Genomic DNA, 17847 nt, shown 5'->3' on the forward strand with positions numbered 1-17847 from the left:
AGGTGCTGAAGAATAAAATTAGAGGGCTAGGGCTGGTTCAGTGTTGAGAACGATGCCAGGAACATTCTTCTTAACGCGGTCAAACATTTCTTGCATATCGATTGACTCAGCCATGGCTTTAACTTCCGGAGAAGAATTACTCGCATAAGCTTTGACTAATTCTGTCTTACTCAAATGAAAACCAGCCATTACGACAGCATCGGCGAAGGGTAAGTGAATTTGGTCAGCTTGAGCTTTTTCCAATAATACAGGATTAACTTCGAAAGCCATTCTTAAGCATATACCTTGGATTAACTTGGCATGCATACTATTTCTCGAATAGACACCAGAGCCTGGCAAAGTCAGGACAATGTTATCCGCAGAGGTTTTGCTCAAAGCAACAGCTAAATTCTGATACATTTGGTGGATTTCTTTAATGTAATCATTCCATAATTCATTAGAAGAAAAGGTAGAGGTTAGACCTACATCAGCCACTTCTTTTTCAACCAGGTTATAGTAAGCTTTTTCTTCATCGTTCATTGCAGGAGCACAAGAAATAACCATCCCATAAGGACTTTTCTGTTCGCCATGAAAGAGGCCTGTAGCGACTAAAGCAGCGTGCTTGTCTAATATTACTGAAACGTCATTAGCATATTTAAAATCGCCTTCTTCAGTAACTTCTTTACCTGCAATTGCAGCAATTACAAGGCCGCCACAAAGTGTTTGAGTTGTTTTTTCTTCTTGGGCATCACCAACACCTTTGGGATTTCCTGTTTTTTTATCAACAGCAAAGGCTCTGTATGCTGATCCTGGAACAGCTTCTTCATTACCAGCAATAACCATTAATGGATTCTTTAGTTTAGAAGTATATAAACCACCATCTTCTCTAACTTCTTTGATCTTAGGTGATTTAGAACTTAAGGTATCAAAGTCAAGCCCTGTGTATGGACTGGCATCTGTACCTTGGCCAAAGGTATTTATTGTTGTATTTCTAACCAAATCTTCATAGTTCTGCAAAAAATAGTCATACATAGCCATTCTTTGTAACCAGCGTGGAGCAAATTCTTTTTTTACTTTTTCAGCAATATCATCTTTGCCTTTTGCTCTTAGTTTGGTTTCCGCAATTGATGCAGGCGCAGTGTTTGCTGGGTCGTCTGAGTTACGTGGATGTTTGATATCTAACTTTTCTCTATACTTTTCAAATTCTTGCTTTCTAATCCCAGTGTGCTTAAAAAGTCCTAAGCCTCTATCATAAGCCATATTAATTTTTCCTTAGTAAAATTACAGATTTTTAATTGGAAATATCAATTTCCGAACGTAATTCTAAAGAGGCTATGTGATGAGAAAATTAGACGTTCTACGCATATTTACTATCTAACCCCCCCTTTAGATATTTACTCAAAAGGGGGTGAGTTGATCATTAAAAAGACTGGCTGAGACTATCTTCACTATCCCAATCAAGGAGTTCTTCTTCCGTAGGCTTAGGTGGGGCCTTTTTAGATTTGAAAATCATAGAATATAGGGAGAGGGTTTGCGATGTAGCTTGCGGTGCTGCTGGGGGCTCTGTTGTAGCCTGATCGCCAACGGCTAAAAGCAATGCTGACTCAGGCTGCCCATCAGGATTCAATTTGCCTATACCAAGCTGACCTTTATCATTTGAACCTAAGGCATGTAGTTTATCAGCGTTGTTGACGTAGAGCGTATGAAAATCATTAGCGTCAAAGGTTTTTACATCAGTTGCAAGGGTTACAAAATCGCTCGAGGATTGTTTAAATTGCCCCTTAGAGTCGGTACCTGTAACCATTAATTCATTATTTGTTGTCAGAACCAGACTACCTAGGGAAGTTGCTTTAATTTGTCTGGCTTTATTGATAGGTAAAAGTGTCCAATCCTCGCAGGTTGTTATTTTACTACCTAGGCCCAAAAGACCATGCTCATTAGAACCAATGCCATAAACCTCGCCCTCTGTCGTAAGTAACAGCGCATGTTGCTTGCCTACGGCAATATCAGCGACTTTAAGACTAGCAGGAAATTTTACCCAGTCGGGCAATAACTTTAACTCGCCGTTAATTAGATGAGGCTTAAGTCCTTCATGCCCACAGCTATGAATAACTTGATCAGTATCGATATAGGCGCTTGTAAAATCAACAGCAATTGCTGCTTGAATTCCCCTTGTAGTGGAAAATTGTTGTAGCTCAACTTGTTTAGAGCCTTGATTGGCAAACGACAGCTGTTTATCCGCATTGCTGCCCATAGCCCAAAGGGTATTATTTTTTGATAGCATTAGGGTATGCGAAAAGCCTGCACTTAGATGCTCTATAGGCTCTATATTAACGATCTCTTTAGCAACAAAGTGATTCGTTTTATCTGATAAACCAAGCTGCCCCTCCTCATTAGAGCCCATCGCCAACACGCGACCCTTTTCTAAAAGAATAAGACTGTGATCTTGCCCGCAAGCGATCTCCTTTATTTTCAACTGCCTAGTAAAGTAGTCATCAACTATTGCTTTCACTTCTTTACTGAGTAGCCGAAATTTGGCTATATCACTTAAGGGCAAGCTATCAAAGATCTGGAGAAGCAGCTCGACAGGAAGAGTGTCTCTAATACTCTCATTTGGCGACGGTATCTTACTCATAGTTAGAAAGTCCATTAATTGTTCGTTTTGACCAAAATTATAAAGTAATATAATCAAAGATCATAGGAATTTTCTACGTCTTTCCCATAAGAGTGATCCTCTGTTTTATTTAAGCTTGTTACTATTTTACTTAATAGTGTCTCATTGATCTGAGGAGCCGATTCACTTGTAATCCCTTGTTTCATCGCGTAATTTGACCACAGCTTAACAATAGCTGGATTATTCATGTAATCGAGGACTGCTTCATTGGCAGGACCAACGCCTCTCCAGGTATAACAACCCCGTTCAACTTCAATACTGCGTGCATGAAACGCTAAGGCAGCCATCTTAGCCCCTTGTTCTGGTGTTATTGTTTTATCTATCACTGAGTCTATAAGGTTTTTAAATAAAGCTTCCTTAGTCGAATTTCCTGTAAGGCCGCTCAGTCCATTTAAAAAGTCAATAACAGCCTTTTGTTTTGAAGAGACAGCTTCCTCTCTCTGAATAGCTGAAGTTCTTGAGAATAAACCGCCTTGCGCTAATCGTTGACCAAGTTCATGGTTAAGAGAAGGAGCATCATTTTCGCTGTTAGATTGCGATAAGACCGGAGCCTGGTTGTCGTAGCAGAGAACCAAGTTTGTAGTCATACTGGGAAAAGGGTAGGTTTCTAGGGTGAATACGCCGGAGGATGGTTTGTGTCCCATAGCGACTGCCCAGCCATCAATAATCAGGCAATTTGATAAATCAGTTAAATCATCGGAGTTATGACCCAACAAAAGGAAGGTGTGTGAGCCTAACTTATTATTATGGCTAACCATTTTTATATGCTGCTGCGCGATCTTTCCTTCTTCCATTAACTTTAATAAATGATCGGCACCAAGCTGAGCAAAGTTTTGACAAGCTCCTGTTCCCATTTTTTTCATGCCCTTAGCTGCTTTTTCGATAGATGTACGGTTATAGCTGACAAGAGCTCCCATACCACCGATTGGTGGACCGTTGTATTGTTTTCTACCTTTTGCTAATACCTCATTTTCAACCTCTTTGTTGATGCATTGTTTAAAACGTGCCGCATCTGATGAACCATAACTTGGAAAATCGATCTCTTTGGTATAGTAGGTAATCGGTGTTTCAATCTCAGTGCTGATTACAGCTTTCCCTCGAATAGAAGGTAAACTGCTAAACTCAGGATCTTCTAATAATTGTTTTAAAAATTGTTGTTGATAAGCTGATAAGCCAGCTTTGTTATAGATATAATGCTGTGGGTTTGCTAGGAATGATTGCAAATTTTCATCATCATTTATTATTTTAATAAAATCATTGATTTTTTCGATAAATTTTCTCGATGGAATTTCACTGTTTTTATTGGCAATAGCAGCGATAAAATTAATTTTTTCTTGCGGACTAATCTTGCTTTTCCAGGTTTCCTTTATTAATGCTTTTTCTTCCGATGAATTACTTTCATTATAAAGATCAATAAATAATTTTTTTAGTGGCTCTTCATTGTATGCATTAGCTCTGGGAAAAACAGCTTTATTTATAATACTCACCGTTTCATTAATAATCTCTTGCCTTTCATTTCTGGCAATGTTGTCTAAATCCCTAGTTATTCCAATAATTAGTGCTTTATCAGTTGCTCTAGTATTAACGATTTTACTTCTCATGATATATCACCTAAATAGTGGACTATTTATTTAAATATACAGGAGTAAAATTAATGAAATGTTAATTAAAAATTAAGGATTAATTAAAGAAAAAACAATTCTTAATATTGCGATAATAATTAATAAATTTATTAAGTGATTTGCATGAAAAGGCTCAGACAATAGTGGCCAGAGCCTAATTTGAAAAATGATTTAATTAGAGAAAGGGGCTTCGACGTTTTTTATGTCTTGCCAAGCTTGATGAATATCGGCAAGAAGCAGGTTTGCTTGGATTAATAACTCAATATCATTATGCAAATTTGCTTTTAATAAAATTTGCTGAATATAGTTGTAAAGTTGATCAAGATTGGCAGCAATTTCTCCGCCTTTTTCATGATCAAGACTAACTTTTAATCCATCAATAATGCTAATTGCTTTACCTATATGATTTCCCTTCTCGCTAATTTGCATGCGTTGAATATTACCCTGAGCGGTTGCAATATGAGTACGGGCACCTTGCAGTAACAAATGAATTAGCTCGTGTGGTGAAGCAGCCTCAATCTGTGTTTGTAATCCGATCGCTTTATAATGTTCATGCGCTTGTTGATAAGGATTTTTCATCTTAGTTCCTTTTTTGATTAGATAATGGCAAATTAGCAAGTTGTTGTGATAAAAAATTACTCGTATTTTGCATACTGGAAAGCAAAGTATCCAGTGCGGTAAATTGTTTGCTATAGCGATCTGCCAGTGATTGCGCGCGAAGGGCTAATTGATCACGTTGCTTAGAGACATCATCAAGACCACTATTGATTTGATCGGTTCTACTTTCCAGAGTACCGCCAGTATCAAGATAGGTGGATAGCAGGTTATTAAATTGAGCTGCAAGACCATCAGTAACCTGTACAAATCCTCTATCTCCAGTACTTCCTGCTAAAACATCAAGACTTAGCCCTGCGTAAATGCCACTACCATTTAAGGTGCGGCCATCTGTGGATGAAGCAAAAATGCCGCCAATAGTCCCAGAGAGGGTTGATCCGGGAGTGAAACTGTTAATGGCTATAGCATAAGAACCAGCAGCAACGTTAAGGCCGACCGATTGAACTCTGATATTGGGGTCGGTAGTGGTTGCAGACTTGGCAAAAAAAGTGGCGATTGCATTAGCATTGGTATTGAGGGCATTGTTAAAGGTATTGCTGTCCATAGATAACAAGCCCTTATCATCAGACATAATGCCAAGATCAGCCAGACTTTGAATCGAGCCAGAGTTACTGCCAATCGACTGGGAAAGTAGACTTGATAAGCTAAATTTTAAGGCTCGCACCCCGGCATCACTTTGTAAGGGGCTTCCTTTCTTAGTGCTGGGATCATAGCTGGTTAGTGAATTAAGCGTGCTCATAGTGTCGTTGTATTGCTTGATAAAATCATTAACCATCGATGTAACCTGAGTTTGGTTAGTGCTGACGGATAAATTAACATTTACCCCTGGTTGGGCTTTCAAGAGATTGATATTTATACCCTGGATTGCTGTTTGTAGCTGGTTAGTGCTTTGAGTTAGTAAAAGCCCATTGATATAAACCTGACTATCTACTGCTGCGACAGTCTGTGTTAGCGAATTGACGCCTGTTGTTGGGTCGTAGGCCAGGGCAGACAGGCCTGAGGCATCTGTATTATTCCCGTCGCTGTCAGCTACTGTAATCTGCATTGCTGAAGCTTGTCCTGTGTTGGTACTCATTAAGGTTAATCTTGCGCCGGTGTTATCCTGAACAATAGAGGCTTGTACACCCGAACCACTATTATTAATAGCATCTCTTATTGAGGCTAAACTGTCTTGTCCGGGGCTAATTGTTATCGTTAAAGGCTGAGCGCTTGGATTAGCGGTAAAAACCGTATTATTGTTGCTATAGGTTCCAAAATTAATAGTTAGGGTACCGTCCCCCACAGTTGTTGCTGAGCTTGCGAAAGCTGCAGATGCAAGATTTTGTTGGGTTGCAAGTTGTTGAACCTGGAGCTGATAATTTCCTGGTGAAGCGGCAGAAGAAGAACTAATGCTAGTCGTTAGGGCAGAGTTGTCGCTCACAGAGGTTGTGAGGGTATTAAACTGACTGAGATCAGCAAGTTTCATCATCGAGGTTTGTAGCTTTGCCAGCGCACTTTTAATCTGGCCAAAGGCAGATAATTTTGTTGTTAAATCAGCTTCTTGGCGATCAAGTCTATTTTTTGTTGGTGTAATTTCTGCTTTTACTAAAGCGTCAACAATTGATTTAACGTCTAAGCCTGAACCAATTCCTGGAGATGATATACCTGACACTTTGAATTCCTTATCCTGAAGATGAGCGCTTTTTCTAGCAAAAAGAATGCCAATTACACGTGCTTATCCACTGAACCACTTACAATCCGGTCAAGAATAGCAAGCAATTGCATGTATTCACTGCTAGAAACATTACGAATAACCGCACCTGATAATTTTGATGTAACCAGTTGTAATAAAAAAGCTGCATCATTAACGGTACGCGTTATTTCTGTTGAATCATCCTTTGCAGTTACCGGCGGTGAACTAGTCATAGAATCAACCGGTTTAACTGTTTCCAACTGGGTTGGCTTATCAAAAGAGACAATATTGATTCTGTTTCCTACATCAATTTCCATCATCTCAATCTCCTTATGCCATCTAAATTGCAGACGCAGGCATAAAAGCCATCATGCAGGAAAGCCTGCATGATGGGGTAAAACTAGTCAGATATTATCCAAGCAGTTTTAGTACTGATTGTGGCAGGCTATTTGCCTGAGCAAGCATGGCTGTACCAGCTTGCTGTAATATTTGACCCTTGGTTAAGTTAGCTGTTTCCGCAGCAAAGTCGGCATCTTGAATGCGGCTTCGTGCAGCTGACAGGTTTTCTTCCACGTTTTGCAAGTTTGCAATCGTTAGGTCGAAGCGGTTTTGCAGAGCACCCATGGAAGCCCGGTTCGAGTTAACTGAGGTTAGTGCTGAGTCGATACGCAGAAGAGCTGCTTGTGCGCCGGCGGCAGTCGTAACGTCAATTGTATCTACCCCAAGCGTATCTTTTGCAATCGCAGCTGATAAGCCTAAATCTGCTACAGTACCGCCGATAGCAATTGAGCTAGTTGCACTAATGGATAGATTACCACGTAGTACAGCAGCGAATGGGCCACCTGTAACAGACAGACCATTAGTACCAGCGGTAAAGCCTGTACCACTTTCGGTAACAGTAATGTTGCGCCCATCAGCAGCAGTCAGTGTCATATTACCGCCGTTGAGGCTGGCAACAACACCTGTTTGGCTAGAAACGCTGTTTATACCATCACGAAGCTGAGTATTGGATAAGGCAGTTGAAACGTCAGTGTTGGTAAATATTGATACGCCATTGATAGTCAGGTTATAGGTGTTACCTGCTGTACCACCAATTGCACCAACTGCTTGAGTTCCAGCGGTAACTGCTGTAACTTGCAAACCTGCAACACCAGCTGCATTAATTGCCGCTGCTTTTGCATAAGCTGAACTAGAATCTTGGCTGGCATTAGGTCCAACGAAACCAGCACTAGAGTTAATTGATACTGGAGCACCACCACCAAGCCCTATAGTAATGTCTGTTGCTGCGTTAGCTGATACGGCAGTACCAGTTTGGCTTGCAATACCACCAATAGCAGAAGACATGATACTACCGATAGAGAAAGTAATCGTTTGGTTCGCATTAGCACCGACTTGGAAGCTCGCATTTGAAAATGAACCATCCAGAATACGTTGACCGTTAAATTGAGTATTCTGCGCGTTCCTGTTAAGTTCCGCTTGTAATTGGGTAATTTCTTGTTGGATAGCCTGACGGTCATCTGAGTTGTTTGTTGAGTTTGCAGATTGCAAAGCTAGTTCGCGCATACGTTGCAAAATATTAGTAGTTTCTTGCATAGCCCCTTCAGCTGTTTGCGATAATGAAATACCATCATTCGCATTTCGAATTGCCTGATCCATACCTCTAATCTGTGCTGTCATACCTTCTGAAATAGCCATTCCAGCTGCATCGTCTTTAGCACTATTAATTCTCAAACCAGATGAAAGGCGCTGAATTGCTGTTTGCATCATTTTTTGTGACGTGGTTAGGTTGCGTTGCGCGTTCAGCGACATCACGTTCGTATTTATCACTTCAGCCATGACTGAAATCTCCTCGACCTGAATCCCTGGTAGTGGGATTTACCTTGTTATCGATAAATTAGAAATTTTTGTTAAATTTATCGGACCCAAACTAGTTATCGGTGAAGAGCAAAAAAACTTTAGAGAATGAGGCGATTTTTATTGAAAAAAACACTTATAGGGCAGAATAAATATCATTATTAATCACAATCTTGCAAAATAAGTCATAATGGATAAAAATAAATCACTTATTGGTTTTTAATCATCATCTAACATTCAAAAAGGACCTTTTTTAGCTCTTTATGTGCTTAAAATAAACAAAATATTTGTAATTTGTCTATTCGAATAAACATATAAAGGTATTGGTTATTTAATTTGTAGTTTTTTAGCAAAAATACGACGAATTCATTTTAATAAAACAAGCTCTGAGATAAATTTCAGGTTATACTATTTCGCCTTGGCATTAATGGATCCTTGTGTATGAGTTGGCTGAAAAAATTATTACCTTCGAAAATTAGAACCGAGACCTCTCAAAAAAAAGGGGTTCCTGAGGGGCTTTGGGTTAAATGTTTAGGTTGTAGCTCTGTGCTTTATCGCTCTGAGCTTGTTAAAAACCTCTCTGTTTGTCCGAATTGCAATCACCATCATCGCTTATCAGCAAGGGAGCGTCTGGCTCAATTTCTTGATGAGGCAGGACAAGAAGAAATTGCCGAAGAGTTAGAGCCTATCGATCGTCTGAAATTTAAGGACTCTAAAAAATACAAGGATAGAATCAGTCAAGCGCAAAAAGCGACAGGTGAAAAGGAAGCACTAATCGTTATGAAAGGCAATTTACAACAGCTACCTGTTGTTGTGAGCGCTTTTGAATTCAATTTTATGGGTGGCTCAATGGGCGCAACAGTCGGTGAAAAGTTTGTTCGTGCTGTAGACGTTGCTATTGCCGAAAAAAGAGCTTATATCTGCTTTACTGCAAGCGGTGGGGCGCGCATGCAAGAGGGCTTGTTCTCTCTTATGCAGATGGCGAAAACCGCAGCGGCTTTGGCTAAATTTGCCAAAGCGAAACTGCCTTTTATTGTTGTGCTTACTGATCCGACAATGGGTGGTGTTTCTGCTAGCTTTGCAAGCCTCGGTGATATTATTGTCGCAGAACCCAATGCCTTAATTGGCTTTGCTGGTCCCCGTGTTATTGAGCAGACTGTTAGACAGACCTTGCCTGAAGGGTTTCAGCGTAGCGAGTTTTTGCTTGAGCATGGGCATATCGATATGATTGTGGAACGCAAAGCCTTAAGATCAACCCTTGCTGAATTAGTGGCAAAATTATCTCACCGCGAACTATTGATCGAAACTGATGAAGCATAGTGATTTTACCCTAACAGAATGGCTAGATTTTCTCGAAAATCGTCATCAACAAGAGATTCAGCTTGGTTTGGCACGTATCAAGAAAGTGGCTGAATCTCTTGATTTACTCTCACCACAAGCAAAAGTTATTACAGTAGCTGGGACCAACGGTAAGGGTTCTACCGTTGCAACCTTAGAAGCAATTTATTCTGCGGCAGGCTATCAGGTAGCAAGCTATACCTCACCTCATTTATTAAAGTTCAATGAGCGCATCCAGATTAATAAAAAGCTGATTAGCGATAATGATCTCTGTAAGGCATTTTCACTAATTGAAGAGAGTAGAGGAGAGGTGCCATTAACCTATTTCGAAATGGCAACCTTGGCTGCCTTATGGTATTTCAAGCAACATACTTTGGATCTAATCATTCTTGAGGTTGGCCTTGGTGGGCGTCTTGATGCAACCAATATAATCGATTCTGATCTGGCAATTATTACGACCATTGATTTAGATCATCAAGATTATCTGGGAAATACGAAGGAAGAGATTGGTTTTGAAAAAGCTGGGATTTTACGGCCTAAGTGCTTATTTGTTTATGCTGATAAAAACCCAACAGCATCCATCATTGATCAAGCAATATCACTTGAAACCTCGTCTTTTATTCAGGGACGGGATTATGAGTTCAGCTTAGGTGAAAATAGTATTGAACTTCATTTTCAAGGTGAGCGGACAGAGCTGCCGAAACCTAAGTTACATCCAAATTCTGTTGTTGCTGCTATAATAGCCAGCATTTTGTTAGGGGAAGGTTTGCCACTCACTCACGCACATTGGCAGCAGGGGCTACAAACTCTTTCTCTAGCAGGCAGACTGCAAGTTGTTAATTCAAAGCGAATGACCTTATTTGATGTTGCACACAATCCGCAAGCAGTTAGACACCTTGCTGAGTATTTAGGTAATCATTATCCTCAAAAGCGTATTCATGCTGTTTTTTCAGCACTTAAGGATAAAGATATTCCAGGATTGATTGCTCCCTTGTTGAGCTGTGTAACAAATTGGTACCCTGCATTATTAGAAACTAAGCGTGCTGCTTCAAAAGAACAGTTTATTAAGGCTTTCGACCAGTTTGGGATAAATACAAGTTGCTATGATAATCCGCTTCTGGCTTATCAGTCGGCCTGTGAAGAGGCAAGTATGGATGATTTAATTGTTGTTTATGGCTCATTTATTACAGTGAGCGATCTAATTTTAGTTGGTTAAAATTATTACGGTTATGTTGACAAGATGTTGGTTTGAAGCCTAAGCTGCTGAGGTTTTATTGCGAAAGGCTTACAGTTCTGAGGAGACAATATGAAAATAGTGTTAGATGAGCGGGTTAAACACCGGCTTATAGGTCTTGCTGTTATCCTTTCTATAGCTGCTATCTTTGCACCGGCAGTTATGAAAAAATCCAATCAGCGCTTCGATGGTAATGTCAGTGTCGCTGTGAAACTACCTCCGAAACCGGAGCAACCTGACGTTGATTTGGTTGAAAAGAAAGAAATGTTTGACTCTGTAAAAGTGGCGCACGTTGAATTGCCGCAAGTTTCTGAGCAACAACCTCTAACGACCCTTGCCAAGGCTGAATCAATTAGCCAGGTCAAAGATCAAAAAGCTAAAACTGGTGAGCTTGTTGGGGAAACCTTGGCTTTGGCTGACGAAGAGCCCAACTTTGATTCTGCAGGTTTTGCTGATTCAGACACTGATCTCGCCAAGGAAGTGTCTGCACCGGCAAGTAAATCGGTCGATGTTGTTCCAGCGAATAAAGCAGCAAAAAGTGTATCCTTAGCCACTAAGCCAGCGAGCTCCAAATCTAAGGCAGTTGCTAAAACGAACAAGGTTACTAAAGTACAGGTAAAACCAGCCGCTAAACCTGCAGCCAAAAAGGTTGTCAATAAAGCTCCAAAAAATGGTTATGCAGTACAGTTAGCGACCTTTAGTAGTCAAATTAATGCCAATTCTCTAATTTCAAAATTGAAAAACAAAGGTTATAAAGCGACCTATAACAAGGTAAAAACCAATGAAGGCATTGTCTATAAAGTTCTCGTTGGTCAACTTAACAAAAAAGAGCAGGCACAAAGATTACAGCAACAATTAGCCAGTGCAGTGCAGATAAGAGGGTTTATTGTTACCACTGGAGAGGGTTAATTTAGATGGCGTATTGGGTTGATCTTGCTATTCTGGCGATAATTGGCTTATCAGTACTCACCGGATTGGTTCGTGGTTTTGTTAAAGAGCTAATCGCCTTAGCTGTCTGGATTCTAGCTTTTTGGTTGGCTTTTGAATATTCGCAAGGCCTTTATCCCTGGTTACAAAAATATATCCAAGATAAAACTGCGATAATGGCTACAGCCTTTATTCTAGTCCTGCTTGGTACTTTAATTGCCGGCGGTATTGTCAATGCTGTACTTGGTTTTATCTTAAAGCGTTCTGGTTTAAGTGGAACTGATCGAATTTTGGGTATGGGCTTTGGCTTTGTGCGTGGAGTTTTTATTGTTGCTCTAATTATGGTGGTGATTAAGCTGACTTCACTTCCACATGAAGAATATTCGAAAGAATCAAAGCTCTATGCCAAATTTGATCCGCTTGTTGGTTGGCTTTCAGCTTCAATGCCTGATTTTATCAAGAAAGCTAAACTATTTGAAAAAGAACATACTCCTGCCACTGCAGCCACCCCAACCAAGAGTACTCCTCAAAAGGTGGGGAATACTTCTATGGTTTATATGCCGGGTGATTATGAGTTATCGGATGGCTAGAGTTTGCAGTTGTTTAATGAGTTAGTTGTAGCCTGCATCAAGGTCTTCCTTAGATAAGAGGTGGGGGGACGTCACCTATTACAAGGTTTGTTGGTTGGTCCACAACCATAGTCGTTGCTCTTGGCCCTTCTGGTTTTCTGAATAAACCGAAATAATCCTTATAGCTAACCTCCGTACTTCTGAAAACTGCTTCTTCACGCTTAGGAGAAATGACCGAGGATTGTCCTTTAGCTAAGGATTTTTGATACTCTTCATGCAATCGATGTTTAATACAATTCATGGTATTAGCATCACTCTCGTCAAAAGCCTCAGTACCTCGGCTAACTAAATATTGAATCTCTTCGTTTTCCCTGATATCAGGAAAGCCGACTATGTTGGTGATAACACTTCGCAAATGGGTTCTTATACACCAGGTTAGGGGGGTACTAATAATTTGAGTCGCACCTCTTAATAGACTAGAAAGGCCATCAATAAACCAGAATATTGGCTGCCCTAGTTCTTGTTGTATATCGTCAAGGGGACTATTTGTTTCAATAAACGTGTATCTAAAGAGATTCCCAAGGAAGATAATTGGTGCAGCAATAACATTAGCTAGCCCTCGTAGAATATTGCTAACTCCACGAAAGGGTTGCGCAAAATCCATTAGCAATTCCCAACCAGATTTATAAGGCTTAAAGGTATATTCAACGTCATTCAGCATTGACGCTAGGGGCTGTACGGATCCGATAAAATGATCAGCCCAAAATCCCCGTGATACATCGTCATATCTACGACTATAAGGTGAGCTCGAATTTAAAGTTGCATGCTCCACGGGATACAGATAAGCATCTATGGTACGGGCGAAGGGGAACCTTTTCTCAACTAGATATTCAAATAGAGACTGATACCTACCATTAACTTTTTTCATTGAGTCTATCCTCTGTGTCATTTGCGCTGGAATTATGCAGCTCATGGCTTAAGGATTTCTTGGACCTAATACGTAAATTTACTATTTGTATGAATTTAGGCTAAGTGAGTTGTTCTTTGAATTTGGGGAATAGTCGTGATGCTGATGCTTGGTATGGGACAAAAACTGGTTTAAAAGAGAATGCCTATTATGCGCGGTACGTAGACGGAAAAATTTTGTGAGGATCTCTCAGGGTCGAGTAGCGGGAGTTCTAATTTTTCCTGGGATTAAACTTTTTTGTTCCGTACAAATAGTCTGACGAATCAATTCTGAAAAATAATAAAATACTGATGGTAACAGCATGCTATTGTGGGAAGTACATATTCACAAAACTCAGATCAAATTATAAAGCGGGTCTGATAATTTTTTAACTTTTGTTCTTCACTCAAACGAGCATAAACTTTTTCAAGTAGATCGCTTTTTTGCTGTTTAGGCAAGCGTTGAATTATTTTATAAAAAACATCAGAAGCAAGTGATAAAAACAAGCAGGTTGAACTTGTTTTAACAGTGGCATTTCGTTCGCAATTGTAGAGCAATGCAACCTCGCCAAAAAAGTCTCCATCACTTAGATTTGCAATAGCTGTTTCTGTGCCCGTATTAGCTGAAAAAACCTCAACCATTCCGATGGCAATGATATAAAATTTATCTCCAGGATCCCCTTTTTTAAATACAATTTCACCTTTGTCCCATCTTTCAGTAATCATACTGTCTGCTATTTCATGCATTAAGTCGCTATCAAACTCTGCAAGCAAGGGAATTTGCTTAAGCCACTGAGGAGAAACACTTATAAAACCTTGTTTTGGAATTAATGTAAATCCTTGCTGTTTATTCCACAACTGATTATAAAATCCATTTTGCTCTATTAAGGAAAGATGACTTCCAGTTTCCACAATTTCACCGTGATTCATCACCAAAATTAAATCGGCATTGATAACTGAGCCAAGTCTATGAGTAATGGAAATAACAGTATGATCCTTGGTTAAGGCTCTAACAGTTTCATCGATTATTGATGTGGCAAAAGGATCCAGGGCTGAGCTTGCTTCATCAAGACAAAGAATGGCGGGATTAGCAATTAAAGCACGGGCTATACATATTCTTTGCTTCTGGCCTCCTGATAAATCTGTAGCTTTATGACCAATTATGCTGTCGTATTGTTCAGGAAGTTGCATAATTTCATCATGAATTCCGGCTTTTTTTGCGGCCTCAAAAATCTCATTTTTTGAGGCTCCCAAACACCCCATTTCAATATTTTCCATGATGCTACCTTCAAACAATTTAGGCTCTTGCATGACCACTGAGGTTTGAGAAAGCAGCGATGTTTGCGGGAAATCACTATAATTATAACCATCAAAAAAAATGCTACCTGAAGTAGAGGAAATTTCTTTTAATAAAAGCTTTAAGAGGGTACTTTTTCCGGAGCCACTTAAACCAACAATCCCAACAAGTTGGCCTGCTTTTATCTTAAAGTTGAGTGCTTTAAGCACCATGACATTATTATAATTAAATGAGACGTTCTTAAAACAAATTTCCCTTGCAAATCTGGGGAGATCAAACTCTTTAATCACTGGTGTTTCCATCTCTAATAAATCTTCAATTAGATTAAAACTGAAGGCGCAGCGCATAATTTGAGGTAGGGTGTTGCTAATACTATTAATCGCTGATAAAAAGTTTCTGAAGAGTATAATAAATGCTATAAATGAGCCGAGACTTAGTAAGTTCAAGAAAATCAATATTCCACCCAGGATATAAATCAAAAGCAAAGAAAAATTTATACCCAATAATAGAGAGGCACTGGAAAAGCCCAAGTCAAAGTTATAACGATAATTGATCTTGGCCGATTGATTTATTAGCGATTGAAATTGATTTTTTCTATAGTTTTTAAGCAAGCCTAAGCGAATGACATCTTGCATCGCAATGTTTTCCTGAACACATTCTATTAGTTGTGCATCCAGCTCTTGTTTTTCACTTATATCCGATTTGCTTCTTTTAAAAAAATACCGGGGCAAGATGAAAATGAGTGCCAGACAGGGCAGAATAATCAAAGCAATCATCCAATTAAAATAAAAGAAAAGCACTGCAGCAGCCAGGCAGAGTGATATATCACCTATAAGGTTCCAGGCTGCAAACAGGGTCGTGCTTTCAACCAGAGAAATATGCTCACTAAAATAGGATATCAACGGGGTGTTATTTTTCTTGTAATAGCTATTCAGATCTAAGTTTTGAATCGTGACAAATAATCGATATTTCAAGTGAGCAATTATCTTTGCCCCTAGAGAAGATAGGATTTTTGCACGCATCAAGTAGATGAAAACAAACAATAAAAAGTTGATCAACAAAAGAGACAACCCCCAGATTAACAATGAAATCTGCTGAGTCTTCAATACAACATTAATTAGCCATTCCACAAGCAGGGGTTGGATACATTGAAATATCACAGAAAAAATAACCGCGAGGCACAATAGGCTAAACAGCAGAGGCTGTTTCTTTTGATATTTAAACAAGTTTTTATAAAGCTTATAAATACTCACTATAGTTTTATCCGGATAGGCCTATCACAGAAAACAGATTACTCTAAATTTTGAGAAGAGTCTCAGGGATACAGATTATTTTTCTTTATATATTCGAGAACGGCGATTGGTAGATAATTTTCTAACTCATTGTTTTTACTAAGTTGTTCTCTTATCCAACTGGATGAAAAGTCAAATTGCCCCGCATTATAGCGATAAATAAGCCCATGCGACTTTTGCTTTAGTGCATTCGCATCAAAGGTTTGTTGCTTATCTAATAGGTCTTGAACTAAATCAGGAAGGGCTTGTTTAGCAAAGCCTGCTCTATCAATAACCAGAATATTGCAAAGTGTTATAAGTTTGGACCATTGATACCAGCGATGGAGCTGACTAAAGGTATCCATTCCCATTAAGAGTGTAATTGCGAGCTCTTCACCAAATTGCTTACGGAAATATTCCAAGCTATCAACCATGTATGAGGGGGTATCACGATTTAATTCCGATAAATCAATTGAAAATCTAGCTTGCTGTTGATAGGGAGCAAGTGCAAGCTCCATCATACTAACCCGTTGCTCTGGGGTTGCTAGAGCCTGATTTTTTAAGACAGGAATTTTGCAGGGTAAGAATACAAAGCGCTCAAAATGGAAAAAGCCCTGGACATCTAAAGCAGTTTTTATATGGCCATAGTGGATGGGGTCGAAGGTTCCGCCATAAATAATAAAGTTATGCAAAACTACCTACCTGTTTTGTTAAGCAAAGAGAAAGTGCTACCTGCTCTAGTGCTAGCCAAATTTGATTATTTTGAGTTGATTTTATGCGCTCATCGATAGTTTTACAAAATTGTAGTAAGTGCAATAAGGTTTTTGCTTGTATCTTTTTTACTATTGATTGGTATAGTTTGGCTCGCTGCGGCCATATTTTTAATTGGCTGCAGGCTGTATTGAAAGGCAGGGCTTGCTGGGTTGTCAATTCAATCAACTGCAGAACTATACGTATTTCTTGACTAAGGATCCATAATACCAAGGTTGGTTCTGCCTTAGAGTGATAAGCGTGGCGTAGTAATTGAATCACCTTGTCTGGCTGCTGAGATAAACAGGCATCGGCTAACTCAAAGAGTTGAAAATCACACTGATCGACCAATTGCTCTTTAACCAACTCAGTTGTTAATCTTGTCCCTGGCTCAGCGACCAATTCCAGCTTATCTATGGCCTGCGCGCAAGCAAGCATGTTTCCTTGGGTATAAAGATGGATTAAAGCTGGAACTTCTGGCACAAAGGTTAAGGTTTTCTTTTGTAATTTTTCAGCGATCCAATGTTGCATGGCAGTCGGTTGAAGTGGTATTGCCTGCACAAGATGTAAATTTTGATGGTTGCTGAAGTTTTGCAATTGCTTTAGCGTTAAATTAGGGGCACGCAGCAAGATTAGGCTTGAGGGGGCAGAGTCTTGTAAGTGCTTGTTTAAAAAATCTTTTCCAGCTGTCTCGAGAGTCTTTTTTTCATAGCGGAGATCGAGTAAGACGGTAGTGGCAAATAAGGAATAACTATTGGCTTGCTCAAAAGCCAAAGCCCAATCTGAAGGGGCATTAAGGTGTAATAATGCCTGTTCCATTTCAGATGCATAGGTTTCTTTCCATGCTAGTTTAATGCTCTCTGCTGCTTCGTTTAAAAGGTAGGGATCCTGGCCAAAAAGAATATAAGCTGAGGCTTGTTTTTGCCGAAGATGTACTGCCAGAGCTTGTTGTTTAATAAGCATTGACTCGCCTTAAAAATTTTTAAAACGCCCTGCGGCTTAGATGGAAAGGAAATTCTAACCAGCAACCCCTCATCCGCCCTTCGGGCACCTTCTCCCCGCGAGCGGGGAGAAGGTGGCGCGAAGCGACGGATGAGGGG

At 39.7% G+C, this 17847-nt stretch carries 15 protein-coding genes; 4 read left to right on the plus strand and 11 right to left on the minus strand.

Annotation, left to right across the window (positions count from 1 at the left end; all coding sequences use genetic code 11):
• Positions 1-18: 18 nt before the first annotated feature.
• The 7 genes from BN1094_RS12880 to BN1094_RS12910 form a co-directional block, all read right to left on the minus strand.
• Positions 19-1239: a hypothetical protein gene (locus BN1094_RS12880; protein WP_043874853.1), complete on the minus strand. Its 1221-nt coding sequence runs from the start codon at positions 1237-1239 to the stop codon at positions 19-21.
• A gap of 160 nt (positions 1240-1399) precedes the next feature.
• On the minus strand, positions 1400-2614 hold the full coding sequence (locus tag BN1094_RS12885; protein WP_052403287.1) for an F-box protein: 1215 nt from the start codon (positions 2612-2614) through the stop codon (positions 1400-1402).
• A gap of 53 nt (positions 2615-2667) precedes the next feature.
• Positions 2668-4254 (minus strand): hypothetical protein, encoded by a 1587-nt coding sequence (locus tag BN1094_RS12890; protein WP_043874854.1) that lies wholly within the window; start codon positions 4252-4254, stop codon positions 2668-2670.
• 192 nt (positions 4255-4446) lie between these two features.
• The gene (gene fliS, locus BN1094_RS12895) at positions 4447-4854 is read right to left on the minus strand and encodes a flagellar export chaperone FliS (protein ID WP_043874855.1); all 408 of its coding nucleotides are present in this window, start codon (positions 4852-4854) and stop codon (positions 4447-4449) included.
• Position 4855: 1 nt separating this feature from the next.
• On the minus strand, positions 4856-6541 hold the full coding sequence (gene fliD / locus BN1094_RS12900; protein WP_043874856.1) for a flagellar filament capping protein FliD: 1686 nt from the start codon (positions 6539-6541) through the stop codon (positions 4856-4858).
• Between the two features lie 53 nt (positions 6542-6594).
• Entirely contained in the window at positions 6595-6879 is a 285-nt protein-coding gene (locus BN1094_RS12905; RefSeq protein ID WP_141650481.1) for a hypothetical protein, read from the minus strand.
• Positions 6880-6973: 94 nt separating this feature from the next.
• A complete protein-coding gene (locus BN1094_RS12910; protein WP_043874858.1) occupies positions 6974-8398 on the minus strand; it encodes a flagellin N-terminal helical domain-containing protein in 1425 nt (474 codons plus the stop codon).
• Positions 8399-8857: 459 nt separating this feature from the next.
• Between BN1094_RS12910 and accD the strand changes: the two genes are divergently transcribed.
• The 4 genes from accD to BN1094_RS12930 all read left to right on the plus strand — a co-directional run bounded on the left by accD (position 8858) and on the right by BN1094_RS12930 (position 12505).
• Positions 8858-9736, plus strand: a complete 879-nt coding sequence (gene accD / locus BN1094_RS12915) for an acetyl-CoA carboxylase, carboxyltransferase subunit beta (RefSeq protein ID WP_043874859.1) — start codon at positions 8858-8860, stop codon at positions 9734-9736.
• Positions 9726-10970: a bifunctional tetrahydrofolate synthase/dihydrofolate synthase gene (folC, locus tag BN1094_RS12920; RefSeq protein WP_043874860.1), complete on the plus strand. Its 1245-nt coding sequence runs from the start codon at positions 9726-9728 to the stop codon at positions 10968-10970. Before accD ends, folC begins: the two co-directional genes overlap by 11 nt.
• A gap of 90 nt (positions 10971-11060) precedes the next feature.
• Entirely contained in the window at positions 11061-11897 is an 837-nt protein-coding gene (locus tag BN1094_RS12925) for an SPOR domain-containing protein (RefSeq protein ID WP_043874861.1), read from the plus strand.
• A 5-nt stretch (positions 11898-11902) separates the two neighbouring features.
• Positions 11903-12505, plus strand: a complete 603-nt coding sequence (locus BN1094_RS12930) for a CvpA family protein (protein ID WP_081935152.1) — start codon at positions 11903-11905, stop codon at positions 12503-12505.
• Positions 12506-12554: 49 nt separating this feature from the next.
• Here BN1094_RS12930 and BN1094_RS12935 read toward each other — a convergent pair whose 3' ends face one another.
• The 4 genes from BN1094_RS12935 to holA all read right to left on the minus strand — a co-directional run bounded on the left by BN1094_RS12935 (position 12555) and on the right by holA (position 17710).
• Complete coding sequence (locus tag BN1094_RS12935; RefSeq protein ID WP_043874862.1) at positions 12555-13412, minus strand: hypothetical protein; 858 nt, start codon at positions 13410-13412, stop codon at positions 12555-12557.
• A gap of 377 nt (positions 13413-13789) precedes the next feature.
• Positions 13790-15979: an ATP-binding cassette domain-containing protein gene (locus BN1094_RS12940; protein WP_043874863.1), complete on the minus strand. Its 2190-nt coding sequence runs from the start codon at positions 15977-15979 to the stop codon at positions 13790-13792.
• A 62-nt stretch (positions 15980-16041) separates the two neighbouring features.
• Positions 16042-16689: a nicotinate-nucleotide adenylyltransferase gene (gene nadD / locus BN1094_RS12945; protein WP_043874864.1), complete on the minus strand. Its 648-nt coding sequence runs from the start codon at positions 16687-16689 to the stop codon at positions 16042-16044.
• The gene (gene holA / locus BN1094_RS12950; protein ID WP_043874865.1) at positions 16682-17710 is read right to left on the minus strand and encodes a DNA polymerase III subunit delta; all 1029 of its coding nucleotides are present in this window, start codon (positions 17708-17710) and stop codon (positions 16682-16684) included. Before holA ends, nadD begins: the two co-directional genes overlap by 8 nt.
• Positions 17711-17847: the final 137 nt, after the last annotated feature.

Origin of the sequence: Legionella massiliensis, from assembly GCF_000756815.1 — a bacterium.
Classification (GTDB): domain Bacteria; phylum Pseudomonadota; class Gammaproteobacteria; order Legionellales; family Legionellaceae; genus Tatlockia; species Tatlockia massiliensis.

What these genes read in the sequence shown, in the direction of transcription:
- BN1094_RS12880 (WP_043874853.1), bottom strand. Translation starts at nt 1,239, where the DNA reads ATGGCTTATGATAGAGGCTTAGGACTTTTTAAGCACACTGGGATTAGA.
- BN1094_RS12885 (WP_052403287.1), bottom strand. Translation starts at nt 2,614, where the DNA reads ATGAGTAAGATACCGTCGCCAAATGAGAGTATTAGAGACACTCTTCCT.
- BN1094_RS12890 (WP_043874854.1), bottom strand. Translation starts at nt 4,254, where the DNA reads ATGAGAAGTAAAATCGTTAATACTAGAGCAACTGATAAAGCACTAATT.
- fliS (WP_043874855.1), bottom strand. Translation starts at nt 4,854, where the DNA reads ATGAAAAATCCTTATCAACAAGCGCATGAACATTATAAAGCGATCGGA.
- BN1094_RS12905 (WP_141650481.1), bottom strand. Translation starts at nt 6,879, where the DNA reads ATGGAAATTGATGTAGGAAACAGAATCAATATTGTCTCTTTTGATAAG.
- BN1094_RS12910 (WP_043874858.1), bottom strand. Translation starts at nt 8,398, where the DNA reads ATGGCTGAAGTGATAAATACGAACGTGATGTCGCTGAACGCGCAACGC.
- accD (WP_043874859.1), top strand. Translation starts at nt 8,858, where the DNA reads ATGAGTTGGCTGAAAAAATTATTACCTTCGAAAATTAGAACCGAGACC.
- folC (WP_043874860.1), top strand. Translation starts at nt 9,726, where the DNA reads ATGAAGCATAGTGATTTTACCCTAACAGAATGGCTAGATTTTCTCGAA.
- BN1094_RS12925 (WP_043874861.1), top strand. Translation starts at nt 11,061, where the DNA reads ATGAAAATAGTGTTAGATGAGCGGGTTAAACACCGGCTTATAGGTCTT.
- BN1094_RS12930 (WP_081935152.1), top strand. Translation starts at nt 11,903, where the DNA reads ATGGCGTATTGGGTTGATCTTGCTATTCTGGCGATAATTGGCTTATCA.
- BN1094_RS12935 (WP_043874862.1), bottom strand. Translation starts at nt 13,412, where the DNA reads ATGAAAAAAGTTAATGGTAGGTATCAGTCTCTATTTGAATATCTAGTT.
- holA (WP_043874865.1), bottom strand. Translation starts at nt 17,710, where the DNA reads ATGCTTATTAAACAACAAGCTCTGGCAGTACATCTTCGGCAAAAACAA.